The organism is Ferrimonas sp. YFM (assembly GCF_030296015.1).
In the GTDB taxonomy this organism is placed as follows: domain Bacteria; phylum Pseudomonadota; class Gammaproteobacteria; order Enterobacterales; family Shewanellaceae; genus Ferrimonas.
Map to the genome: position 1 here is coordinate 3,235,394 of NZ_AP027368.1, position 23,294 is coordinate 3,258,687.

The following is a 23,294-nucleotide window of genomic DNA, read 5'->3' on the forward strand; positions in this document are numbered from 1 at the left end:
GCTCCTGTTTCCAATAAGGCTAGTCTATGCCCCTGACCTTAGGGACATTTTTATCACTCTGGCCAGGAAGAACCTAAAGGGCTGACCGGAAAAGAAAACGCCACCTGACGGTGGCGTTTTACTGCTACTCTCCGCTGCGTCGCTTGAGCAGATAGAGGTCCTCCTGGGCCAGCTCCTCATCCAGCTGCCTAGCGACAAACTCGGGCGAGGTGGTGTAGCGGGCCAGCAGGTTGTAGATCACCGGAATCACCAGCAGGGTGAACAGGGTGGCCACCAGGATACCGGAAAGCACCACCACACCGATGACAAAGCGGGTCTCAGACCCGGCTCCGGTGGCCAGCACCAGGGGCACCGCCCCGGCCGCGGTGGTGATGCCGGTCATCATGATGGGACGCAGACGCTGCACCGCCGCCTCGATGATCGCCTCCTCAAACTTGATCCCCTGATCACGCAGCTGGTTGGCAAACTCCACAATCAGGATGCCGTTCTTCGCCGCCAGTCCCACCAGCATGATTACCCCAATCTCAGAGTAGATGTTGAGGCTCTGACCGGTGAAATAGAGACCCAGCAAGGCCCCCAGGGTGGCCAGAGGCACCGTCAGCATGATCACCAGGGGGTGAATGTAGCTCTCAAACTGGGCCGCCAGCACCAGGAACACCACCACCAGGGCCAGGGCAAAGACGAAGACCACCGCATCACCGGACTCCTGATAGTCCTGGGAGGCGCCTTTGTAGCTGACCACCGCATCCACCGGCAACAGCTCATCCACCAGGCCGTTGAGGTAGGTCAGCGCTTCACCCAGGGTGTGGCCATCGGCCACATTGGCTTCCAGGGTGATGGCGCGCATACGGTTGTAACGATTCAGCCTGGGCGCATCGGCGTACTCCTCCACCGACACCAGGTTGGCCAGGGGGATCAGCTCACCAGACGAGCTGGAGCGTACATAGAGGTTGGAGAGATCCGAGGCGGTATTCTGATTGTCCCTCTGGCCCTCGATGATGACGTCGTACTCCTTGCCCTGCTGCTCGAAGGTGGTCACCAGACGTGAACCCAGCATCGACTCCAGGGTGCGGCCGATGGCGCTGACCGACACGCCCAAATCACCGGCCCGGTCGCGGTCGATCACCACCCGAAGCTGTGGCTTGGTCTCCTTGTAGTCGTGGTCCAGTCCCACCAGCATGGGGCTGTCCTTGGCGGTCTCCATAATCTGATCCCGCCACTGGGCCAGCTGCTCATAGCTGCCGCCGCCAATGACGAACTGCACCGGCTTGCCCACACCCCGGCCAAAGGCCTGACGCATGATGGGGAAGGCGCGGACCCCGCTGAGATCCGACAGGCGTCCTCGAATGTCGGCCATGATCTCGAAGGCGCTGCGGCGCTGGCCCCAATCCTCCAGGTTGATGATGGCCATGCCGCCGGAGAAGTCGGCAACCCGGCCCCAGCCCCGAGGGGCACGAATCAGCAGCCGCTTGATCTCGCCGGACTCCACCATGGGCATCAGCCGGTGCTCAATCTCATCCATGTAGTCCTTCATGAAGGAGTAGCTGGCCCCCTGGGGACCGTTGATGATGATGAACATCGAGCCCCTGTCCTCTCTCGGGGCAAACTCCGAGGGCACCTTGGTGAACAGGAAAGCGCTGCCGGCCATGGCGGAGACGATGATGGCCACCACCAGCACAGGGTGCGCCACCCAGCGTTTGAGGGAGTCCCGGTACTGGGACTTGGTCCACTCCATCGCCTGGTCCACCTTGCGCACCAGCCAGGGATCTTCCGAGGCAGGCTTGAGCAGCTTGGAGCACATCATCGGGCTCAGAGACAGGGCGATCAGGGACGAGAAGGCCACCGCCGCACTCATGGCGATGGAGAACTCCCGGAACAGTTTACCCAGGTCCCCCTCGAGGAAACCGATGGGCATAAACACCGAGATCAGCACCAGGGTGGTGGCCACCACGGCAAAGGCCACCTGGCGTCCGCCGAGGAAGGCGGCCTTGAGCGGCGACTCCCCCTCCTCCACCCGGCGGTGGATGTTCTCCAGCATCACGATGGCGTCATCCACCACCATGCCGATGGCCAGGATCAGCGCCAGCAGCGTCAGCAGGTTAATAGTGAACCCCAGGGCATAGAGCACCACGAAGGTGGCCAGCAGGGACACGGGCACGGTAACCGCCGGGATCAGCATCGCCCGGACACTGCCCAGGAACAGGTAGATCACCACGATCACCAGCAACATGGCGATACCCAGGGTCTTGTACACCTCATCGATGGAGGCCTGAACAAACACCGAGGCGTCGTAGGAGCGCTTGATCTCCATGCCATCGGGCAGGGTGGGATTGAGTTCATCCACCAGGGCGTTGACCGCCCGGGCCACCTCAAGGGTGTTGGCGGTGGACTGACGGGTCACCCCCAGACCGATCATCGACTCGGTGTTGCCGCGGAAGGTGATGCGCTCCTCTTCGGACGCCAGCTCCACATGGGCCACGTCCGCCAGCCGGATCAGATAACCGTCCATGCCGCGGCCCACCACCAGCTGGGAGAAATCCTCCGGCGCTAGGAAGCTGCGCTGCACCCGCACCGAGAAGTGGCGGTTTTCAGACTCAATGCTGCCGGCGGGCAGCTCCACATTGTCGGCGCGCAGGGCAGATTCGATGTCGGTCACCGTCAGGTCCCGGGCCGCCAGGGCCTGGCGGTCCACCCAGATGCGGATGGCGTACACCTTGCCACCGCCGACCCGGATGTTGGCCACACCGTCAATGACACTGAGTCTGTCCACCAGGTAACGGCGGGCGTAATCGGTGAGCTGCAGGGTGTCCATCCGCGAGGACTGCAGGTTGAGCCACATGATCACTTCTGAGCTGCCGGAGGCCTTTTGCACCTCAGGCGGATCCGCTTCATCGGGCAGGTTGTTCAGCAGGCCGGAGACCCGGTCGCGCACATCGTTGGCGGCGGCGTCGATGTCCCGCTCGATGTTGAACTCCAGGGTCACCGAGGAGCGGCCATCCCGGGAGGAGGAGGAGATGTTCTTGATCCCTTCGATGCCGGCGATGCGGTCCTCGATGATCTGGGTGATGCGGGTCTCCACCACGGCGGCTGACGCCCCCCGGTAGTTGGTGGAGATCTCCACCACTGGCGGATCGATGTTGGGGTACTCCCTCAGCGGGAGCTTGTCGAAGGAGACCAGACCGAAGGCGATCAGCAGCAGACTGATCACCGACGCAAATACCGGTCGTTTGACGGAAAGGTCGGTCAGCAGCATTACTCGGCACCCCGCACAGTGAAGGGCTCACCGCTACGGGTGTTCACCTCCTGTCCCGGGCGCACCTTCATGATGCCGCGAGTCACCACGGTCTCTCCGGCGCTGACTCCGGAGAGGATCTCCGCCCGGCCCCGGGTGCGCAGGCCCACTTCCACCTCACGCTGCTCGATGCGATTGTCCGCGGTCACCACGAACAGGTAGTGACGCTGCTGCAGAGGGATGATGGATTCCTCCGGCACCACCAGAGTATCCCGCTGTTCGGTGATCAACTTCAGGGTCATCAGCATGCCGGGGCGCAGGGCCAGGTCCGGATTGTCGATGTTGGCCCGCACCACCACGGAGCGGGTCACCGGATCCACCCGGCTGTCGACGCTGACCACGGTACCGGTGAACACCCGCTCGGGGAAAGCGGCCGCCGTGGCTTCCACATTGCGACCGGGGTTGAGCTGAGCCAGGAAACGCTCAGGCACCGGGAAGTCCAGCTTCACCACCTGGATGTCATCCAGGGTGGTCACTTCGGTCCCCGGGGTCACCAGGGTGCCCGGGCTGACCTCGCGAAAACCCAGGACACCGGAGAAGGGGGCGCGCAGATAGCGGGCATCCAGCTCCGCCTGATACTGAGCCAAGGTGGCCTTGGCCACATCCACCGAGGTAGCCAGCCGGTCCAGTTCCGAACTGGCGATGGTCTTGGCCAGCACCAGGTCCTTGATGCGGTTGTACTCCCGCTGCTGTTCCAGCAGGTTGGCCCGGGCGGCGCGCAGCTTGGCCTGCTGCTCGCCGTCGCTCAGGGTCAGCAGCAGAGTGCCGGCCTCCACCCGTTGGCCGTCGTCGAAGTGGACCGCCTCCACCTTTTCGGTGACCTTGACCGACATCACCACAGACTCACGGGCCTTGACGGTACCCAGAGCCTCCACTTCGCGGCGCATCGACTCGGCCGCCACCTGGGTCACCACCACAGAGGGGGTGCCCCTGGGCTTGCCCCGGGCGCCGTCGCTCTTGCTGGTCTCTTTGTGATAGATCGCACCTGCCACACCGAGGGCGAAGACGATTCCGGCAACTATGGTTTTTTTCATTATCTCTTGCCTAGTTGATTGCTGATCCCACCTGCGGGACTTTGCCCTATAGGGTACCAAGCCGGGGATGGACCGCCATCCATTGCTGGCTTTAAGTTGTGATTCAATTGGTAACCAACTGTGACAATGGCTTCATAGAAAAGATACGCAAGAGATAGGAAGTCGGATGTGGCCCGGCGAGTGCCGGGCCCGATTGGGGCTGAACTGTCGGATTAAAGGCGGAAGCGGCTCACCAGTTGCTCCAGCTGCTGCGCCTGCTCAGACAGGGCCTGACTGGCCCCGGCCATCTCGGCTGCCGCCTGAGTGGCCCGCTCGGTGCCGTCGTTGATGTTGGTGACATGGTCGGTGATCTGAGTGACCACGCTGGATTGCTCCTCGGTGGCGGTCGCCACCTGAAGGTTGAGATCGGCGATGGCGCGGATCTGCTCGGCAATCTGCGTCAGTGACACGCCGGTACGGGCCGCCGCTTCGGTGCCGGCCCCCGCCTGGGCCCGGCCGCTGTTGACCGCCTCCACCGCCCGGCGTGCTTCGGTCTGCAGTGAGGTGATCATCTGCTGAATCTCCTCGGTGGATTCATTGGTGCGCTGAGCCAGGTTGCGCACCTCGTCGGCCACCACCGCAAACCCCCTGCCCTGTTCCCCTGCCCGAGCGGCCTCGATGGCGGCGTTCAGCGCCAGCAGGTTGGTCTGTTCGGAGACCGAGCGGATCACCTCCAGCACGGCGCCGATCGCCTCGCTCTGATTGGCCAGCTCCTCGATCACCTCACCGGCCCGCTCCATCTCCTCGGCCATGGTGGCGATGGTGCGGCTGGAGTCCTCCACCACCACAATGGCATCACCGGTTTCCCGGTTGGCACGTTCGGCAACGTCCGCCGCCTCCGCCGCGTTGCGAGCGATCTCGCCGATGGTCAGCCCCATCTCCTCGATGGCGGAGGCGGTCACCAGGGTCTCATCCCGCTGACGCTCACTCTCCACCCGGCCGGTTTCGGCACTGGCGGAAACCTCGGTGGCCGCCGTGCGCAGCAGGCTGGAGGTTTCGGCCACATCGGCGATGGCATGGCGAATCTTGCCGATGAAGCCATTAAAGCCGCTGCCCACCCGGGCCAGCTCATCCTGACCCTGATCACGCAAACGATGGCTGAGATCGCTCTCCCCCTGTCCCATCTCCTGGAACACCCCAGCCAGGGCGTTGATGGGACGAGACAGTGAATTGGCCAGCAGCACGCCCAGGCCGCCGAACACCAGCAGCACACCCAGGGCACAGAGGATGATGTAGTTTCGCGATTCATTGAGGCCGGCATAGAGCTCCGCCTTAGGCACCTCGGCCACCACGTACCAGCCCAGGCTGTCCACGTAACTGGCGGCGATGATCACCTTATCATCCTCGACAAAGTCGAAGGCCTGCCTTTTCAACAACTGCGACCAGTTCACATCGCCATGCAGCTCAGCCAGGGAGAGGTGTTGACCCGGCCTCTTCTGCGGGTGAACCATCGCCTGCCCCTGGCCATCCACCAGATAGACGAAACCGGACTGCTCGATGCGGAACTGGCGGAGATAGTCGAGCATGTCGTCGAAGGAGCGTGAGATGCCGGACGCTCCGCGGCCATCCAACAGCTGGTAGTTGACGAACAGATCGCTGTTGCCTTCGGGGTAGGTGTAGATGCTCACCTGAGACGCACTGCCACTGTCGCGAAAAGCGAAGAACCAGCCATCCAGGTTGTCGTTGTTGAGGCGTCTGAGGAAGCCCTCCTGATTCCAGTAATCAGCGGTCTGGCGGTCGGCGAAGCTGACGTTGCTCAGGTTATATTGCCTGGCCACACTGCCCAGGCTGGCCACCAGGTTTCGCTCCTCCTGCGGGCTGAGTCCCCCCTCGAGGGCCTCGAGCACCGACTGGTTGGCCGCGATGGTGTAGGAGATGGCACTCATCATGCTGATCTCCCGGTCGATGGCGTTGCGCACCCGCTGGACCAGGTTGGGCAGTTCGGACTGCTGCATCCGTTCCACCAGCAGTTTGCGCGCTTCCCACTGGCTGATAATGCCAATGACCAGGGTGGATGCCAGTACCGACAACAGCACCATCATCATCAGGCGGCTGCGAATGGTCAGCTGGTTCAATTTCATCGTTCTCCTCCGGGGGCACCTCAACGGATGCCGAACATGGGACGCGTGGCGTCATTGGAACTCAAATTCAGAGGGAGGAGATTATGTACTTTTATTACAAATTTGGAAGCCACAAATGCATGAATTTCGACCGAACTGACCCGAGATTGATCACTTTTCACCAAAAACTCAAACGAATGTAATTTACGCTCACTTTTACCATGGGCGCCAAGGAGACCACCCAGATTCCAGGCGAAAAAAAGGCCCCAACAGGGGCCTTCATCGCATTGCGGATTACAGGGAGTAATCAAAGGTCAGGTAGTAGAAGCGCCCGACGTTGTCGTACCCCGCCATGCCGGTCACGTTCCCCATGGAGTGGCCCGGCAGGTCACGGTCAAACAGGTTGTCCACCCCCAGCCCCAGCCTCATGCCGTTGTCCCAGGTGTAGTGCACCAGCAGATCGTTCACCACATAGGTGCCGTAGCTCATGATGGTTGAGTAGGGCTTGGTGTAATTGTCGTCAAACTGGGGGGTATAGACATCCACCCCGTCCATGTAGCGCAGCTTCCAGGCAAGATCCCAGTCCCTGAGGCTATAGGTGGTGATCAAATTCCCCTGCCACTTGGCGTAATCCGGCGTGCCGGCAAACTCCTCCTTAACCGAAGGGTCATCCTGGAAGGCGTACTCATTGCGCTCTATCAAATAGGTGCCAATGAGCCTGGTGCTCAAGTCCCCCTCACCCAGCGCCGTGTCATAGCCAATCTCGAAGTCCACACCTGACGCCTCCTGTTTGGCCACATTGGTGTAGGTGTCCACCAGGTTGGTCAGCTGGTGGGTCACGGGATCCCTGCTGAGCAGATCGCAATACTGGTTGTCTGTGCCGGTGGGGTTGTCCAGACAGCGATTGATGATGTTCTGCGCCCCTATCTTGGAGATGGCATCGGTGATCTCGATGTCCCAGTAGTCCAGGGTAATGGTCAACGAGTCGACAAAGCCAGGCTGATACACCACCCCGGCGGTGAAGCTGCGGGACTCTTCGGGATCCAGCTTGTCGTTGCCACTCTCCACCCCCTTGAGGTCCACTGTGTCATAGCCAGAGTCAAACTCCGCCGGCACTCCCAGGGCGGCGCAATTGCCGGCGCGAATGGCGCGCTGCGCCTCGGTCAGCTGGGCGAGCTGGCTCGCCTTGCAGCTGTCGGTGATGGAGAAGTAACCGTCTTTCTCGGCGCCGGCAAACTCGCCCAGGCTGGGCGCCCTGAAGGCACTGGAGAGGGTGGTGCGTACCCTGAGCTCCTCCACAGGCACCCAGCTCAGCCCCAGCTTCCAACTGGTGGTGTCGCCTGAGGTGGAGTAGTTGGAATAGCGCGCAGCGACGTCCATCTCCAGGCTTTCCACCCCGGGCAGGTCGGCAACCAGGGGCAGACTCAGCTCCGCATACACTTCGGACACGTCGTAGTGCGCGTCTTCGTTGGCGTAAGCGGGGAAGAAGGTGTCGCCCGAGGCAGCCAGCTCGTCCTCACGGGTCTTCATGCTCTCTTTGCGGTACTCAGCACCGGCGGCAAAACCCGCCTCCCCCGCCGGCAACTCGAACCAGGCGGGATTGGTCAGAGACGCCCCCAGTACGGTCTGCTGCAGCACGGCGTTCATCACCGAGGTGGTGCTGATGTAATCGCGCATCTCTGGGGTGATGGAGCCCTCGCCAAAGAGGTCCACCGCCACGCAGCCTTCCGCTTGGGCGGACTCCGAACGGCACACCGCTTCACCATCCACCAAGATGGAATCCGCCGCCTTGGCGAATCTGGATTTGACCAGGTTGTTGCCGTTTTTACGGCGCAGGTCGGACTGGCCAAAGATGCCGAAGGTGTCCAGCTCCCAGCCTTCAAACAGCTCACCCTTCACGCCCAGTACATAGCGTTGCACCGTACGCTCGTTCTCTTCGCTTCGAGGGCCCAGATCATTGAGGAAGCGACTGAATACTATGCTGCCCAGGCCATTCTCATCCATCAGTTGACCAAGGTCGTCGCCGATAAAGGCGTTGTCGCGCTGAATCTGCAGGTTGCCGAGGAAAAACGCCGGCGGCCCCTCATAGTGGGCTTCGGACCGGGACCACTTGGCCTCCAGATAAGCCTCCATCTCATCGCCGAGATCATAGTGGCCCTTGAAGTTGGCGGTCACACTGTCCAGCTTCGGCTGCAGGGTTTCCCACTGGCGCAGGTTCTCATAGTAGTTACAGGAAGCGCCGCATTTGAGGCCATCTACGTCACTGCCGGTGTCGATGGTCACCAGAGAGCCATCGTCGGCGAAGGTGTAGCTGTTACCCAGGCCATGCCAGGGGCCGAACACCACGCCGGCATTGTTGACGCCGTAATAGCCCCCCTGAACCCAGCGCTCGACGGTGTCGGTGCCGGTCATGGTGGTCCAGGAGTCCTCGGTTGCCTCCCTGTCCAGGGCCCCCAGCTTGGACTGGCCGGCATACTCCAGCGACAGGGCGGCGTTACCCCGGCCGTCGTCAAAGTCCTGACCGTAGGAGAGGGAAAACTTTCTGGTGTTGAAGTCGCTGTCGTCCGCCTTGCCGGCGCTGGCTCTCAGGCTCAATCCATGAAGATCCCGCTTCAGGCGGAAGTTGACCACACCGGTCACCGCATCGGCGCCGTAGATGGCCGAGGCACCGCCGGTGATGATCTCCACGCTCTCCACCCACTCCAAAGGAATGGTGTTGATGTCCACCCTGGAATCACCAACGCTGCTGCTGACATGGCGCTTGCCATCCACCAGCACCAGGGTACGTTCCGACCCCATCCCCCTCAGATCCAGCACACTGAGCCCGCCACCGCCCACATCCGCGGTGGAGCTGGCCAGAGCGCCGTTGCTGGCTAAAGCCGGCAACTCGTTCAGGGCCTCGGCAATGTTCACCGCCCCGGTATTGATCAGGCTCTCTCCGGTCACTACGGTCACCGGCGTCGGGGTCATGGCGCCCTCCCGGGCAATGCGGGTACCCAGGACGGTAATGCGCTCTATCTCCGCCTCATCGGCCGTGGCAACGCCGGTTGTCAGGGTGGCAGCAATAACAGTTGTGAATAACCCCGAGGCAACGGCTCGGGAAACCACTGAACGCTTCATCAGCAAATTATCTCCGTCCGCCAGGCAATGGCGGATAAAACATCAGTCTGCTCGCAACTCATCCGAAGAGACCGGAAAGAGAGCCTTTTCTGAAAAGATGCGATCTAAAAAATTGGGGACTATTTTCTCATGAAAGGAGTCACCGGCTAGGTGAAACCGTATGAGTGTGAGACCAAAATCAAAATAATATTCGAACAAAGTCAGATGGTTACATTTGGTTTGCATTTGGGTAACGTCGGTTGGGCCGCGCACGTCAGCCGAAAAGCCTCGATGCATCTTGATCTGAGTGCCGGAACTATCTGTCCAGCTCCATGGCAGGCTCGCCTCCACACCGGAAGTCCAATAGGACCCAAGATACAAGTATCTGGAAGGCAAGCGGGATGGTCTTGCCCGCTGAACTTCTGATGAGACAAAAAAGGCCCCAAGAAGGGGCCTTTATCAGATCGTTATAATCACATCGATCAGAACTTGTAGTCGATTGTGGTGTAAACGAAGCGACCAACGTTGTCGTAGGAAGCGGAACCAGAACCAGTACCAGTGCTGCCGTATGGCAGGTCACGATCGAACACGTTGTCCACACCCAGCTTCACGGCAAGGCCGTTTTCGAACTCATAACCAACCGCGATGTCGGTGATGAAATAGCTTGGATAGCTCATCACATTACTTGGGTTAGGGTTACGAGCCAGCTCCTTGTCGGTGTACAGACTCACGTCCTCGATGTAACGGGTGCGCCAGTAACCATTCCAGGCCTCAAGGCGATAGTTCATGGTCAGGTTAGCCTGCCACTCGGCATAGCCAACGGTGCCGGCGAAGTCTTCGTAACTATCGGGCTCATCCTGGAAGGAGTAGTCCTTACGCTCAAGCAGCTTGGTGGCCACAATGTTGGTGCTCAGGTCACCACCAAACAGCTCGAAGTTGTAGCCAATATCGAAGTCGATACCAGAAGCTTCCAGCTTGGCGATGTTCAGGCTGTAGTTCTTGATCAAGGTGATTTCATTGGTGCTGGCATCCCGAGTGATCAGCGCACAGTACTGGTTGTCAATACCACCAGCGCTGTCTACACAGCGGTTAACAATGTCCTGGCTATCCAAGCCGCTGATCGCATCGTCAATCTCGATGCTCCAGTAGTCAACGGTAACAACCAGGCCGTCAACAAAGCTGGGCTGGAATACGGCACCCAGGGTGTAACTGGTGGACTCCTCTGGATCCAGGTCCTTGTTACCACCATTTTGGCCTTTGACAGAGGCAGAGTCATATCCGGAATCAAAATCAGTCGGAATGCCCAGTGCTGCGCAGTTCGCTCGACGAATCGCCGTCTCTGGGGCACTCTGATCCAAATCATCCAATTCAGAGGACTTACACGCGTCATCGATGCTGTAGAAGGTCTCGCTAGGAGCGCCGTAAAGCTCAGAGATGTTTGGTGCTCGAATCGCTTTAGCGATAGTGCTGCGGAAGCGCAGATCATCGTATACGGACCAGCTCAGACCCGCTTTCCAGGTGGTTGCATCACCTGTACTGGAGTAGTTGGCATAACGAACTGCCGCGTCCACATCTAGCTGCTGAATTGCAGGCAGGTCAGCCAACAGAGGAATTGTGATCTCAGCAAAGATCTCCTTCACATTGAAGGATCCCTTGTCCTCACCCAGAGAGTTGAAGAAGGTGCCTTCGGCATTATCAGGCTCGTGGGTTTCACTCTCTTCCTTACGATACTCAACACCGGTAGACAGACCAACAGAGCCCGCTGGCAGGTCAAACAGGTAAGAGTTAGTAAAGGTTGCGCCAAACACGGTCTGCTGAATCTTGGCAGTGCCAGTAGAAACTGTGTTGATGTAATCACGAGCTTCCTGAGATACGTTACCCTCACCAAAAACATTGACCGGAACACAACCGTTGGCACGTGCCTCAGCATCACGACATACCGCGTTTCCGTTTTCGTCCTTGATGGAGTCAAGGGCATTCGCAAAATTTGCTCGGATCATGTTATTTTTGTTAACACGCTCCAAGTCGGTACGGCCATAGACGGCGTATACGTCGTAATCCCAATCTTCGGCAATAATGCCATTAAGGCCCAGAACATAACGATAAGTCTCACGAGTATCGTCTTCGATACGTTGACCCAGTCCATCAAGCATGGCGTTCATTCTCAGCGAACTAACACCTTTTTCATCCATCAGAGCTCCCAGGGAATCACTGACAAATGCATTATCGCGACTGATAGTAAGAGGAGTAGTCGCTGCAGAACTGTATAAGTTCTTAAAGAAGAACGCTGGTTGACCATAGTCGGTGGACTGGCTGTTAACGTACTTGGCATCAAAGTACAGCGTTGCATCTTCACTCAACTCAAAGTTCGTTTTGAAGTTGACGTTATACCGCTCGAACTCTGGTTGAAGATCCGTATATTTGCCTAGGTTATAGAAGTCACACCCTTCACCAGCACATCGGAAGCCATCATCGACCTCGCCGGTTCCCTTAGTGAATACGGAGCCGTCATTGTTGAATCCGTACCATTGGCCATCCAATAAGAATGTACCTGTATTATCAATGGCATAGTATCCGGCGTTAGGGTACAGAATCTCATCTGGATAAGCGGTACTGTCTTCCATTCCTTCCGGCGCCGTCTCTGGATTCTTAATACTGCTGTAAGAAACTGCAGTCTGATCCCGGTCCAGTGCACGCAGACGATTCTGAGCGCTGTACTCTACGGCAAATGCAGCGTTACCGCGGCCGCCAGCATAGTCGGTACCGTAGGAGAGAGAGAAGCGGTCCTTGTTGAAACCACTGTCATCGGCCCAACCTTTTGTGGCAGACGCCTCAAACCCTTCGATGTCCTTCTTCAGGATGAAGTTCACTACACCGGTAACAGCGTCGGCACCGTAAATAGCGGAAGCGCCACCAGTAATCACTTCAACCTTCTCAACCCACACGCTTGGAATGGTGTTCACGTCAACCGCGGCAGAGCCTGCAGAAGCGGCAACGTGACGCTTGCCATCCACCAGCACCAGAGTACGGCCAGTACCCATCTTGCGTAGATCAAGCAGGTTCAAACCCGCTGTGCCGATGAATCGGCCAGAGTTGGCCAGAGAGTAGGTGTTACCCAGAGCCGGGAGTTGGTTCAATGCTTCACCGATGTTGGTTACACCAGTGGACATCAGTTCTTCACCAGTGATCACGGTAACTGGCGTGGGAGCAATTGCGCCCTCACGGACAATACGAGAACCGGTAACTTCAATGCGCTCTACGTCGGCGCCTTCTTCTGCATAAGCCACGTTGCTGATCAGGGTCGCGGAAGCCAGAGTACCCAGCATTGCTCCCTTCACGGCACGTGACACCATTGATTGCATCATCACGTAATAATCTCCACTCGACTATTTATAGCCATTTAATATGGTTATTTATTATTCACTGAAAGAAATCAGTGCCGAATGATGCTGCATTTTGAGAAGTTTTGTGTCAATGAGAAAACATTCGAGGAATTGTTACGCCAGCGTTTCCATGTTTATGATGTGTTTACAAAATGAAAACGCGAAAATTAGTGATCTTTGCTCTAGCCCCAAAGGGTCAGTAATTGAAAGCGACTGTAAAGTTTACATTTAACTTGTTTTGCAATGAGGAGCAATTCTGACAGAGATCACACTTTCAAGTTAAATGCCGATATATTAACCAATTAATATTTTTGAAGTTTAATTGCCCAAGCCAACATTTGACCATCTTTTGTTCGCATCTCCCTCAATGTAAACTCGCTTTCGCATGTTAACAAACCATTAATCCCTGAATTTAGGGTTTTCTCATCCTTTGCCGATGCTATCTGATGCTTCAGGCGCTCTCCATAGCTCTTAAGCTCTCCGACGCCAGCCTGCCAGCGACTGAGCTTGAGCTTAACCTCGTCTCCCATCATCTCATTAAGCACCAACATTATTCCCTGAAGCTGAAAGTCAAAGAAGTCGGCACTGACTTGTCCTTTCAAGCATCTCAACAGGCTATCAAGCTGTTGCTTCAGCTTACGAGCATTTAGATTATTCTCGAGAGCAACAAACTTGGCGTCCGTATCAACTTTACCCATCGCCTTGAGCATATTTTCAACACAGTTGACGACTCCAGATGAAAGAAAACTATCGATATCAGCCAAGTCCCTTTTCGCTTCTTTAGTGATCACCGAGAGCTCATGATGAACAATAAGAATCAGGGAGCCATTCCGGCGAAGAACCCGCCAGGCTTCATTCAAACTTGAAGGCCAAGGCCCATATTCCAGGCCAAACATGGAACAAACCAATGAAAACTGCCCATCAGAAAATGGCTGGCTTTGCAGAGGAACTTGTCTGAGCGTCACTGCCCCTTCAATTGCATCTATGTCCGCAAGGTCTGTTGCAACCCATTGCTGATTCCTGTGTGACAGGTAACGAATAAGCTGCCCATTTCCCGATGCCAAATCCAGGGCCATTCCGCCCTGAGGAACCTCATCGGTCAGCTCAATCAAGCACTCCGCAAGCGCATCTCCCCACTGAGAATCGGTTACTGCACTCGCCTGAGTGGATTTCCAATAACTGCTCCAATGATCCATAGCCCCTCCAGCATCTAATAAAAAGGGGAGCGTTATGCTCCCCTTACAAACTGATCCGATGTTACAACCCGGCTTTAGAAACGCTGGGTGTAGGTCAGCAGGTAAGTACGGCCGTACAGGCTGTACAGGCTGGAGTCGTACTCCAGGTTGCTGTCCAGAGATGGATCTTCATCGGTGATGTTACGAACAGCTGCGGTGACGGTTCCGTTCCAGGAAGTCGCGTAGCTGTAGGTGAAATCGAACGTGGTCTGAGAGTCGATCTTACCGGACTGTTCGAAAGTAGTCGGGTCAGTATCTTCAGACTGGCTGTCGATGTACTGAGTCAGGAAAGACGCAGTGTGATCGCCATACTGCCAGTCGATAACCCAGGTGAAGCGGTACTCAGGCAGACCGTTACGACCTACTTTGTCATTGACTGGGCCATCGAAGTACTCTTCATCGTCGTAGCTCAGAACCCAGGTCAGGTCGAAGGTAGTGCCGAACTCACCAACGGCGGTCTCAAAACCGGTGTAGGTGATGTTGAAGTCAATACCGTCAGTATCGAAACCGTTACCGTTCACCAGAGGAGTGGTCGCCTCCAGAATCTTACCGTTTGGATCATCACCGGCACGAACGATCTGGCCACCGTTGGAGATGTTGCCGTAACCGTTGTTCTTCTCCTCAACCAGCATGGAATCCAGAGAGATGAAGGTAATAACATCGTCGATGCTCAGGTTGTAATACTCAACCTTGGTGCTCAGGTTATCAGTAATATCCCAGATAACACCGATGTTGTAGAAGTCAGAGGTCTCAGCCTCCAGGTCTTCATTGGCGGTACGGGTTACATCGTACTGCTTCGCCTTACACTCGTTAGTCGGAGTACCGGAGATTTCACAGTAGTGGTAATCAGTAGCGGTATCAGCACTGAAGGAGTCCGCTGCATACAGGTCAGACAGAGCAGGTGCACGGAAGCCTTGGCCCCAAGAAGCACGAACTACAACATCATCCAGAGCCTGGTAACGCAGAGCAACTTTAGGCGCTACGTTGTCACCGAAATCGGAGTAATCGTCGTAACGCAGAGCCAGGTTCAGCTCCAGATCGTCAGTAACAGGAACTACGGATTCAGCAAACAGAGCCCATACGTCACGGTCACCACCGGATCCATTACCGGAAGAACCGATTACTTCGCCAGCTGCAGATTCAGCATCGACCTTGGACTGGTACTTGTACTCCATCCACTCGGTACCAACGTACCAGCTGATCTCGCCAGCAGGCAGCTCACCGAAGGTGAAGTCAACACCAAAGTTAACACTTTGGAAGTCCATCAGATCTTGGGCCAGAGTATCGTGGCGGATAGCAGCAACTACGTCTGCACTGTTGCCTTCTGGACCAAAGTTGAATTCACCCTCTTCCACCAGGCGCTCTACGGTCGGGCGGTGTACATAGCCAGTACCATAGTTGGAGTTTTCTGCGCGGTTGAAGTGATAGGTGAAATCCCAGTTGAAGTCATCGTGCTCACCGACCAGACCGATCTGAATATCGGTGTTGTAGTCGATGGTGGTGGAATCACGAGTACCTACATCGGTGAAACGATAGTAAACGCGACCGGCGTTTTCGTTCTTGGTGGTACCAGTCTGCTGACCGTTTTCCCACTGCTGGATATCAACTTGGCCAGCACCTACGTTAAACCAGCCCGCAGCAGGAGCGTAACGACCAAAGGTCTCGTTGCGGGAGAACAGCGCCTGAGCGTTGAACATGATCTCGTCAGTCAGCTGAAGCTCACCGTTGATAGAGCCAGCAGTGTACTCACGAGAGGCGTGGTCAGCGGCTTCGGAGGTGTAGTCATAACCACAAACGTAATCACCGTCACCGGCGTCGTATACGTGACCGCCACCAACCATCTTTTCGTTGTTACAGGCTTCCATGGGGCTGAACTGGAAGGTAGTCATGTCCAGGAAGTTGCGTGCATAGATGGAGACACCAGTGGTGTCATCATACAGAGGCGCCAGAGTGTTGGTAGACTGGGAGAACCAACGATCACGCTGATAGATGATCTCGCGGTTCAGGTGCTCTAGGGTGAAGGTTACGCTGCCGTTATCGCCAGCAACACCGCCCACTACGTGAGCTTTCCATTCGTCACCACCAGGCTGAGATGGGTTACTGCCAGTTGCAGAGATCTCCAGGCCCTCGTAGCCCTTCTTCAGAATGATGTTTACTACACCAGCAACGGCGTCAGAACCGTAAACTGCAGAAGCACCATCGGTCAGAATCTCAATTCGCTCAACAGCGGCGGTAGGGATGGTGTTCAGGTTAACTGCGGTACCGCCCATGGTGGGGGAACCGGGCATACGCTTACCGTTCAGCAGTACCAGAGTACGGTCTGCACCGGCACCACGCAGGTTAATGTTGGACTGACTCTGCCAGGTGCTGCCTGAAGATTCAGAGAAGGAACCAAAAGTGTTCAGGTTGCTCTGGCGAAGAACGTCAGCAACAGACATTTCACCAGTCTTGCCAAACTCTTCCGCACCAATAATGGTTACTGGGGAAGAGCCTTCCATATCGGTCCGCTTAATACGGGAACCAGTCACTTCAATGCGTTCTACGTCGCCATTTTCTTCGGCGGCATAAGCGCCAAATCCGGTAAATGCAGTGGCACTGGCAGCCAAAAGCATCACGCGGCGAACAGACTTCGCTACGGTGGTATGGGTTGTCATTATAATTCTCCCTAAAATGACACAAGTGACAGCACTTAGCGCCAAATTATTCATTTTTGTTGATAACGAGTTTTTTACTCGACGCCAATGCTGCACTTGAATACAACATTGTGTCAACCTGACGCGAGTTGCGCCCACGTTAATCGTGTGAATAACTTGTTAGACCAAGTAGATTGAAAAACAATCAAAGCATATCGATGTATCAAAATTTAGCGAAAACACTGAAACCCTGAACGTTAATGAAGTTATTTACTGCAACATTTCGTACACAATCCTCGTTATAAAAATTTAATATCAACAACTAATGCATTTCGAATACTTATTCACTCGTGGCTAGAATGTCGCAAACAACACCCGAGAGCAATGTCACGAATTTGACCCATTTTGAGAGCAAGGCTTTTCCCGGGGCCGCTGACTTCTGTATGCCATCTCTCTCTTTGCGAAACTTGAAGTCTGCCCCTTTAGTTGGATTATTCCAAATACCGAACAACATAAGAAAAAGCGGCGGCTCTTGGCCGCCGCTTCAGTTTCTCTAACCTTTAGAACTTGACGTTCAGGTTAGCGAAGAAGTAACGACCCAGTACGTCATAGGTGTAGGGGTCAGTGTTGGAGTCGTTGTTACCGCTGTAGTATGGAGGCTGCTTGTCAAACAGGTTGTTTACACCTGCGCGCAGGGAGACGCTGTCGGTAAACATGTAGGAACCGGACAGGTCATGGTATACAACACTACCCACGGTAGGAGCGTAACAATCGCTTGGGTCAGACAGACAGGCTGAGCTGTCCATACCATCGATGTAACGCGCCTGATAACTCACGTCCCAATCTTCACTGGCAACAGTAACATCCAGGTTGGACTTCCACTTGGCGTAGCCGCCGATGCCACCGGTGATCAGACCAGCATAATCGGTGGTCTCACCCGCAACAGTCACTTTGTACTCTTCCAGGTAGGTGGTATCCAGACTGGTGCTCCAATCCAGACCCAGAGCCTCAAACCTGTACGCCAGGTTCAGGTCATAGCCAGAGGTCTCTTCAGCACCGATGTTCTGCAGGCCATTCTCGAAAACGATCCGCTTGGAGTTGTCCATGTAGATGCCGGAAGACTGACACACAGGATTGCTGGTGTTGATCGGAGTACCGCTGCCATCGGGGGCCAGGCACAGATCCACAATGTACTGCTCGTTTACTGAGGCAATGGCGTTGTCGATCTGGATGTTGTAGTAATCGAAGGTCAGGGAGAAACCTTCGAACCAGCTTGGCTCGTACACCAGGCCGGCGGTTACGGTGTCGGCTTCCTCAGGGGTCAGCAGGTCGTTACCGCCAACGGTCACTTCGGCCTGGTCCTGGGCACCTGGGTACACCACCTGCTCGAAGCTTGGAGACTTGCCACCATACAGCTCGTCAACGGTAGGAGCACGGAAAGCAGTAGAGGCCACACCACGCAGCATCAACTGATCGTTCATGCGCCAGGTCAAACCCAACTTCCAGGTGGAGTCATCGCCGAAAGTGCTGTAGTCGAAGTAACGTGCAGCCGCTGTCAGCTCAACGCTTTCAGCCAGGAAGGCGTCGGAAACCAGGGGAACGACGAATTCGGCGTACAGCTCGTCTACGGTGAAATCACCTCCGGTAGGCTCAACCGGTGGATCATTCGCCAGGCCCTGTGCGGTCAGAGAATCTGGGATGTACCAGGCCTCCTCGGTACGGTGCTCATAACCGGCAGCCATGGCCACATAGCCAGCTGGCAGTTCAAACAGATCACCGGCAACGGATGCAGAGAAGATGCCCATTTCGCTTCCACCGGAGTTCTGCTCGGTGTAGACATACTGGCTCAGATCACTCCAGGAATCCTGATTCAGAGGATTAAAGTTCTGGGCCTCGATATCATCCTGGATAGACCCCATGTTAACCAAGTTGGCCAAACGGTCCACGGAATCGTTGCGACCGAAGTTATAGGACACATCCCAACTCCAGCCATTATCCAACTCGCCCTGAACTCCAACAACCACACGTACAGTATCTACGTTCTGGGAGAAGTTACGGGTACCTACGTCGGTCAGACGACGACCGTAGGAGATATCCTCACCCACAACGAAGGGGTTATCTGTACCGGCATCTGCACCCATCCAGTCGGCATACTGGAAGTCAAACCATACGGGCTGTGGGGCCATCTGCTGCTGGGACCAACGCTTGGAGTAGGTCGCCTCGGTAAACAGCGTCATGGAGTCGTTCAACTCATAGCGGCCAAGACCGGTCAGGTTGAGGCGCTCCATTGGAGTGAACAGGTAGCTGGCCTGAGAATAGTTGTAAAAGTCGCCGTCATTAAACGCGCGCCAAGTGTTGTCCGGGTCACCCTTATACTTGGCATCTTCTGTCCAGATAGTGCCGCCTGGGGCGTAGCTGGAACCACCACAGTAAAGTTCCAGGTTACCGTCGTCACCGGTGCGCTCAGAGATGGGGCAGTCGGAAAAATCACGGTCCGCCTGACTGGCATCACCACGATCCATATACTGAATGCCCAGAACCACGTTGCCGCGATCAAAGCTGGCACCCAGGGTCAGGTCAACACTGGTTTCGTTGGCATCACCTTCACCGGAAATACCGGACTGAACATTCAGCTCCGCGCCTTCAAAGTCCTGCTTAAGAATGATGTTTACTACACCGGAGACAGCGTCACTGCCGTATACGGCGGAAGCACCGTCTTTCAGCACTTCGATACGCTCAACCATGGAAACGGGGATGGTGTTCAGGTCAACGGTAGACGCAGCGCCGGTGCCTGAGGCAATCATCCGGCGACCGTTCAGCAGCACCAAGGTACGCTGGGCGCCCAAGCCACGCAGGTCAATACGGGAGTTACCACCTGAGCCGTTGTTGATACCTGGGTTGGTCATGGCACCACCGGTGGCGGTCATCTTTTGCAGGACGCTATCGATGGTCGTCGCACCGGAAGCCTTAATGCTGTCAGCACTGATCACTGTTACCGGGCTGGCAGTTTCCATGTCCGCACGCTTAATGCGGGAGCCTGTCACTTCAATGCGTTCAACATCGCCACTTTCTTCGGCGGCATAAGCACCAAAACCAGCAAAAGCGGTCGCGCCAGCGGCCAGCAGCATTACGCGGCGAACTGACTTCGCAACGTTGGTATGGGTTGTCATTATAATTCTCCCTAAAATGACGCGAAGGGCACTTTTCTTAACGCCCTTGCGCCAATTTATTCATTTTTTGTTGATATTGAGATTGCTACTCGCCGTTAATGCTGCACTCAATTGCAACATTGTGTCAACCAATCAAAAGTAAGCACCGAGTTATCACTGTAATCATTTTGTTAACCAAAATAATTTCGAAATGAGGGTCAATCGACTTACCTCCCAAATATTAGCGCCATGACTGAATTAACACTCGTTAACAATGCCAATTTTTATAACAACTCAGACACAATATAATATCAATAAATTTCATTTATCAGCCCCTCACAAAACGCATAGTTATTCAACTCACTAATAACTTAAACATTCGTGGGGCCGCGCCAACCTCTCACTTTTTGGAATAAATCAGACAAAAACCCACCAGCAATAGGCGGAAGTTGATAGCCGTATCAAAAACTTTCATCCATGGCGGTTGGCACCCTAAGCCTCGACTCCAAGAACAACATTTCCCGCCAGTGCATCCGGTACGGACGAGATCAACCTCTTCTCAGTATTGGAATTGCTTAGCTGAAACAAAAAAAGGCAGCCCGAGGGCTGCCTTGCGATCACTTTAGGGAGAGTGATTAAAAGCGGATGGAGACACCACCAAAGTAGGTGCGGCCAATGGTCTCGTACACCTCCGGCACGGTTCCGGCGTCGTTGCCGTAGGGCACCATGGGCGGCTCTTCGTCAGTCAGGTTGCGAACACCCAGGGTGGCACTGACCATCTCATTGATGTAGTAAGTGCCGGACAGGTTGTGGTAGGTGATGGAGTCGATCTTCTCGCCGGTGTTGATCTCATCCATGGAACCGATGTAACGGGCAGAGTAGAGCAGCGCAAAGTCATCATGACGCGCGGTCACGGTGAAGTTGTTCTTCACCTCGGCATAACCACCGAACATGCCACCTATGGTGCCGGTGTAATCGATGCCATCCTGGTCGAACTCCAGCAAGTAGGTCAGATCGTTGTTGATCAGCCACTCCAGGCCTACGGCTTCGAAACGATAGTGGGCGTTGAAGTCGATGCCACTGGTGTCCTGATAGCCCACGTTGGTCAGGGGGCTGGTCAGGTTCTCCAGATTACCGTCCGGGGTGATGCTGAAGGTTTCACAGGCACTGGCGTCACCGCCGTAACAGGCGTCCAGTCCCGCCTGCACATCCATGCGGGCGATGGCGTTATCAATCTTGAAGGACCAGTAATCCACGGTAAAGGAGAGGCCGTCCGCGAAGGCGGGGGAGTAGACCAGACCGAAGGTGAAGGAGTCCGACTCCTCCGCCTGCAGATCCTCATCTGAGGTGTAGTTCACCAGTATCTGCGCGTCCTGGGCATTGCCCCAGGGATCGATCAGGTAGTCGTAGGAGCCGGTGTTGCCGCCATAAAGCTCCGTCACGTTGGGGGCACGGAAGCCGGTGGCCACCACCGAGCGGAACATCAGCTCATCAGTAGGCTCCCAGGTCAGGCCCACCTTCCAGGTGGTGGCACCACCAAAGGTGTTGTACTCGTCGTAACGCAGGGCAAATTCGGCGCTCAGGGTGTCGGTGAAGGGCACCGCAACCTCCTGATAGATGGAGAAGACGTTGTAGTCACCGTCGGTGGGGTCCTGCTGGGCTGCGGTGCCCTCCCCCGCCACAATCACAGGGTCCGGGTTGTAGAATCCGCTCTCATAACGGTACTCGGCGCCCAGGGCAAAGGAGACCATACCTGCGTCCACCTCGAACAGATCGCCGCTGATGACACCGGCCAGGATGTGCTGGTCGTTACCGCCATCATTGGTCTCCAAGTAGGAGATGTCATTGATGAAGGGGTCGATGTCCTCGGAGTTGCCGGAGAACCAGGCATCCTGATTAGCGTAGATGGACTCCTCCATCTTCACCGCATTGATGGAGTTGTGTACCCAGGTATCCGCCCGGTTGCGGCCATAGGTATAGGACAGGTCCCAGTCCATTCCCTGGTTGATGTCGGCGTAGCCGCTGAACCCGGCAGAGAGTCGCAGGGTATCGGTCTCCTGCTCATAGATGCGAGGCCCGGCTTCCACCATACGGCGACGGTAGTTGATGCGACCGGTCTCATCGGCGGAGATGCCCGCAGCCAGCATGTCATCGGTCAGGGTGATGCACCGGCTCGGGTCCACGCCAGGCTCGCCACAGACGTCCAGCATCACGTCGGCAGGCTGAGGCGCCATCTGCTGCTTGGACTCACGGCGGGTGTAGAGCACATCTGCGGTGAAATTCAGATCGTCGTTGAGCATCTGAGTGGTGTTGGCAAACAGGCTGTACTTGGTGCTGGGGGTTTGCAGATAGCTGTCGTCGGTATAGTCGTAGCCGAAGTCGCGCTCCTTCCAGCCGTCTTCGGTGGGCACATAGCCGCCCAGTGAGCCGCCAGGTACAAAGGAGGAAGCGCCGGCAGGCACCCAGTCGCGATCCGCCTGCATCACTTCACCCCGGTCGGTGTAGGAGAAGCCGACGGTGTAGTTGGCATCGTCGGTGGACACCCCATAGAGGGCAGAGATCTCGATGTTTTCACCGTCCCCCTCTTCGGTCATGTCACCGTTGATGTCCAGCTGGAACCCTTCGAAATCGGTCTTGGTGATGATGTTCACCACACCGGCGATGGCGTCGGAGCCATAGACTGCCGAGGCACCGTCTTTCAACACTTCAATGCGCTGAATCATCGCCACCGGGATGGTGTTGAGATCCACGGCGCTGTCGGCGCCCGAACCTGAGTTCACCATACGGCGACCGTTGAGCAGCACCAGGGTACGATTGGCGCCCATGCCTCTCAGGTCCACCTGAGCCACGCCGTCGGCACCATTGTTGGTGGTCGAGCCGACCGCAGCACCGGCCATGGAGGGCTGGGACTGCAGAACCTGGTCAACTGAGGTGTAACCTTCGGCCTTGATGGTGGCAGAGTCAATGACGGTGACCGGAGAGGCGGTCTCCATGTCCTGGCGCTGAATTCGGGAACCGGTGACCTGAATGCGCTCCACGTCCTCCAACTGCTCCTGGGCCACGGCGGTACCAGCAACCGGCACCATGGCACCGGCAATTACCCCAAAATGTACGGCTCTGGCCAAATAGGTTGGCTTATTCATCCCTTTCTCCCTTCTTATGATTGTCGTTGTTATGGGCCCCTCTTGTGGGGTTTCCCTGCCAGGATAGTGATGAATCACCAAATTAAGGTCAACGAAAGGAATGTCATGCTGCAGTAACCCCTTTGTTAAGGGGAAATCTCATATTGTGAGGGGAGTCACGAGCGACTGAATATTTAGCTGCATTTATCTTTTAAAATAAGTGAATATCACTTTGCTGAAGTGCCAAA

Annotated in this window: 9 protein-coding genes; all 9 read right to left on the reverse strand. The window is 56.1% G+C overall.

Annotated features, from left to right (window positions below; genetic code table 11):
- Window positions 1-124 precede the first annotated feature (124 nt).
- Window positions 125-3,253, reverse strand: a complete 3,129-nt coding sequence (locus QUE41_RS15145) for an efflux RND transporter permease subunit (RefSeq protein ID WP_286339843.1) — start codon at window positions 3,251-3,253, stop codon at window positions 125-127.
- Window positions 3,253-4,326, reverse strand: coding sequence for an efflux RND transporter periplasmic adaptor subunit (locus QUE41_RS15150; RefSeq protein ID WP_286339844.1), 1,074 nt, complete (start codon window positions 4,324-4,326; stop codon window positions 3,253-3,255). The genes QUE41_RS15145 and QUE41_RS15150 overlap by 1 nt, the downstream gene beginning before the upstream one ends.
- Window positions 4,327-4,538: 212 nt before the next feature.
- A complete protein-coding gene (locus QUE41_RS15155; RefSeq protein ID WP_286339845.1) occupies window positions 4,539-6,446 on the reverse strand; it encodes a methyl-accepting chemotaxis protein in 1,908 nt (635 codons plus the stop codon).
- Window positions 6,447-6,719: 273 nt separating this feature from the next.
- Window positions 6,720-9,545 carry a TonB-dependent receptor plug domain-containing protein gene (locus tag QUE41_RS15160; protein WP_286339846.1) on the reverse strand — a complete coding sequence of 942 codons (2,826 nt, stop codon included), beginning with the start codon at window positions 9,543-9,545 and terminating at the stop codon, window positions 6,720-6,722.
- A gap of 461 nt (window positions 9,546-10,006) precedes the next feature.
- A complete protein-coding gene (locus QUE41_RS15165) occupies window positions 10,007-12,892 on the reverse strand; it encodes a TonB-dependent receptor (RefSeq protein ID WP_286339847.1) in 2,886 nt (961 codons plus the stop codon).
- Window positions 12,893-13,209: 317 nt separating this feature from the next.
- Complete coding sequence (locus tag QUE41_RS15170) at window positions 13,210-14,103, reverse strand: class I SAM-dependent methyltransferase (protein ID WP_286339848.1); 894 nt, start codon at window positions 14,101-14,103, stop codon at window positions 13,210-13,212.
- 74 nt (window positions 14,104-14,177) lie between these two features.
- A complete protein-coding gene (locus QUE41_RS15175; RefSeq protein WP_286339849.1) occupies window positions 14,178-16,796 on the reverse strand; it encodes a TonB-dependent receptor plug domain-containing protein in 2,619 nt (872 codons plus the stop codon).
- Window positions 16,797-17,335: 539 nt separating this feature from the next.
- Entirely contained in the window at window positions 17,336-19,945 is a 2,610-nt protein-coding gene (locus QUE41_RS15180) for a TonB-dependent receptor (protein ID WP_286339850.1), read from the reverse strand.
- Window positions 19,946-20,559: 614 nt separating this feature from the next.
- Window positions 20,560-23,067 carry a TonB-dependent receptor plug domain-containing protein gene (locus QUE41_RS15185; RefSeq protein WP_286339851.1) on the reverse strand — a complete coding sequence of 836 codons (2,508 nt, stop codon included), beginning with the start codon at window positions 23,065-23,067 and terminating at the stop codon, window positions 20,560-20,562.
- Between the last annotated feature and the right edge of the window lie 227 nt (window positions 23,068-23,294).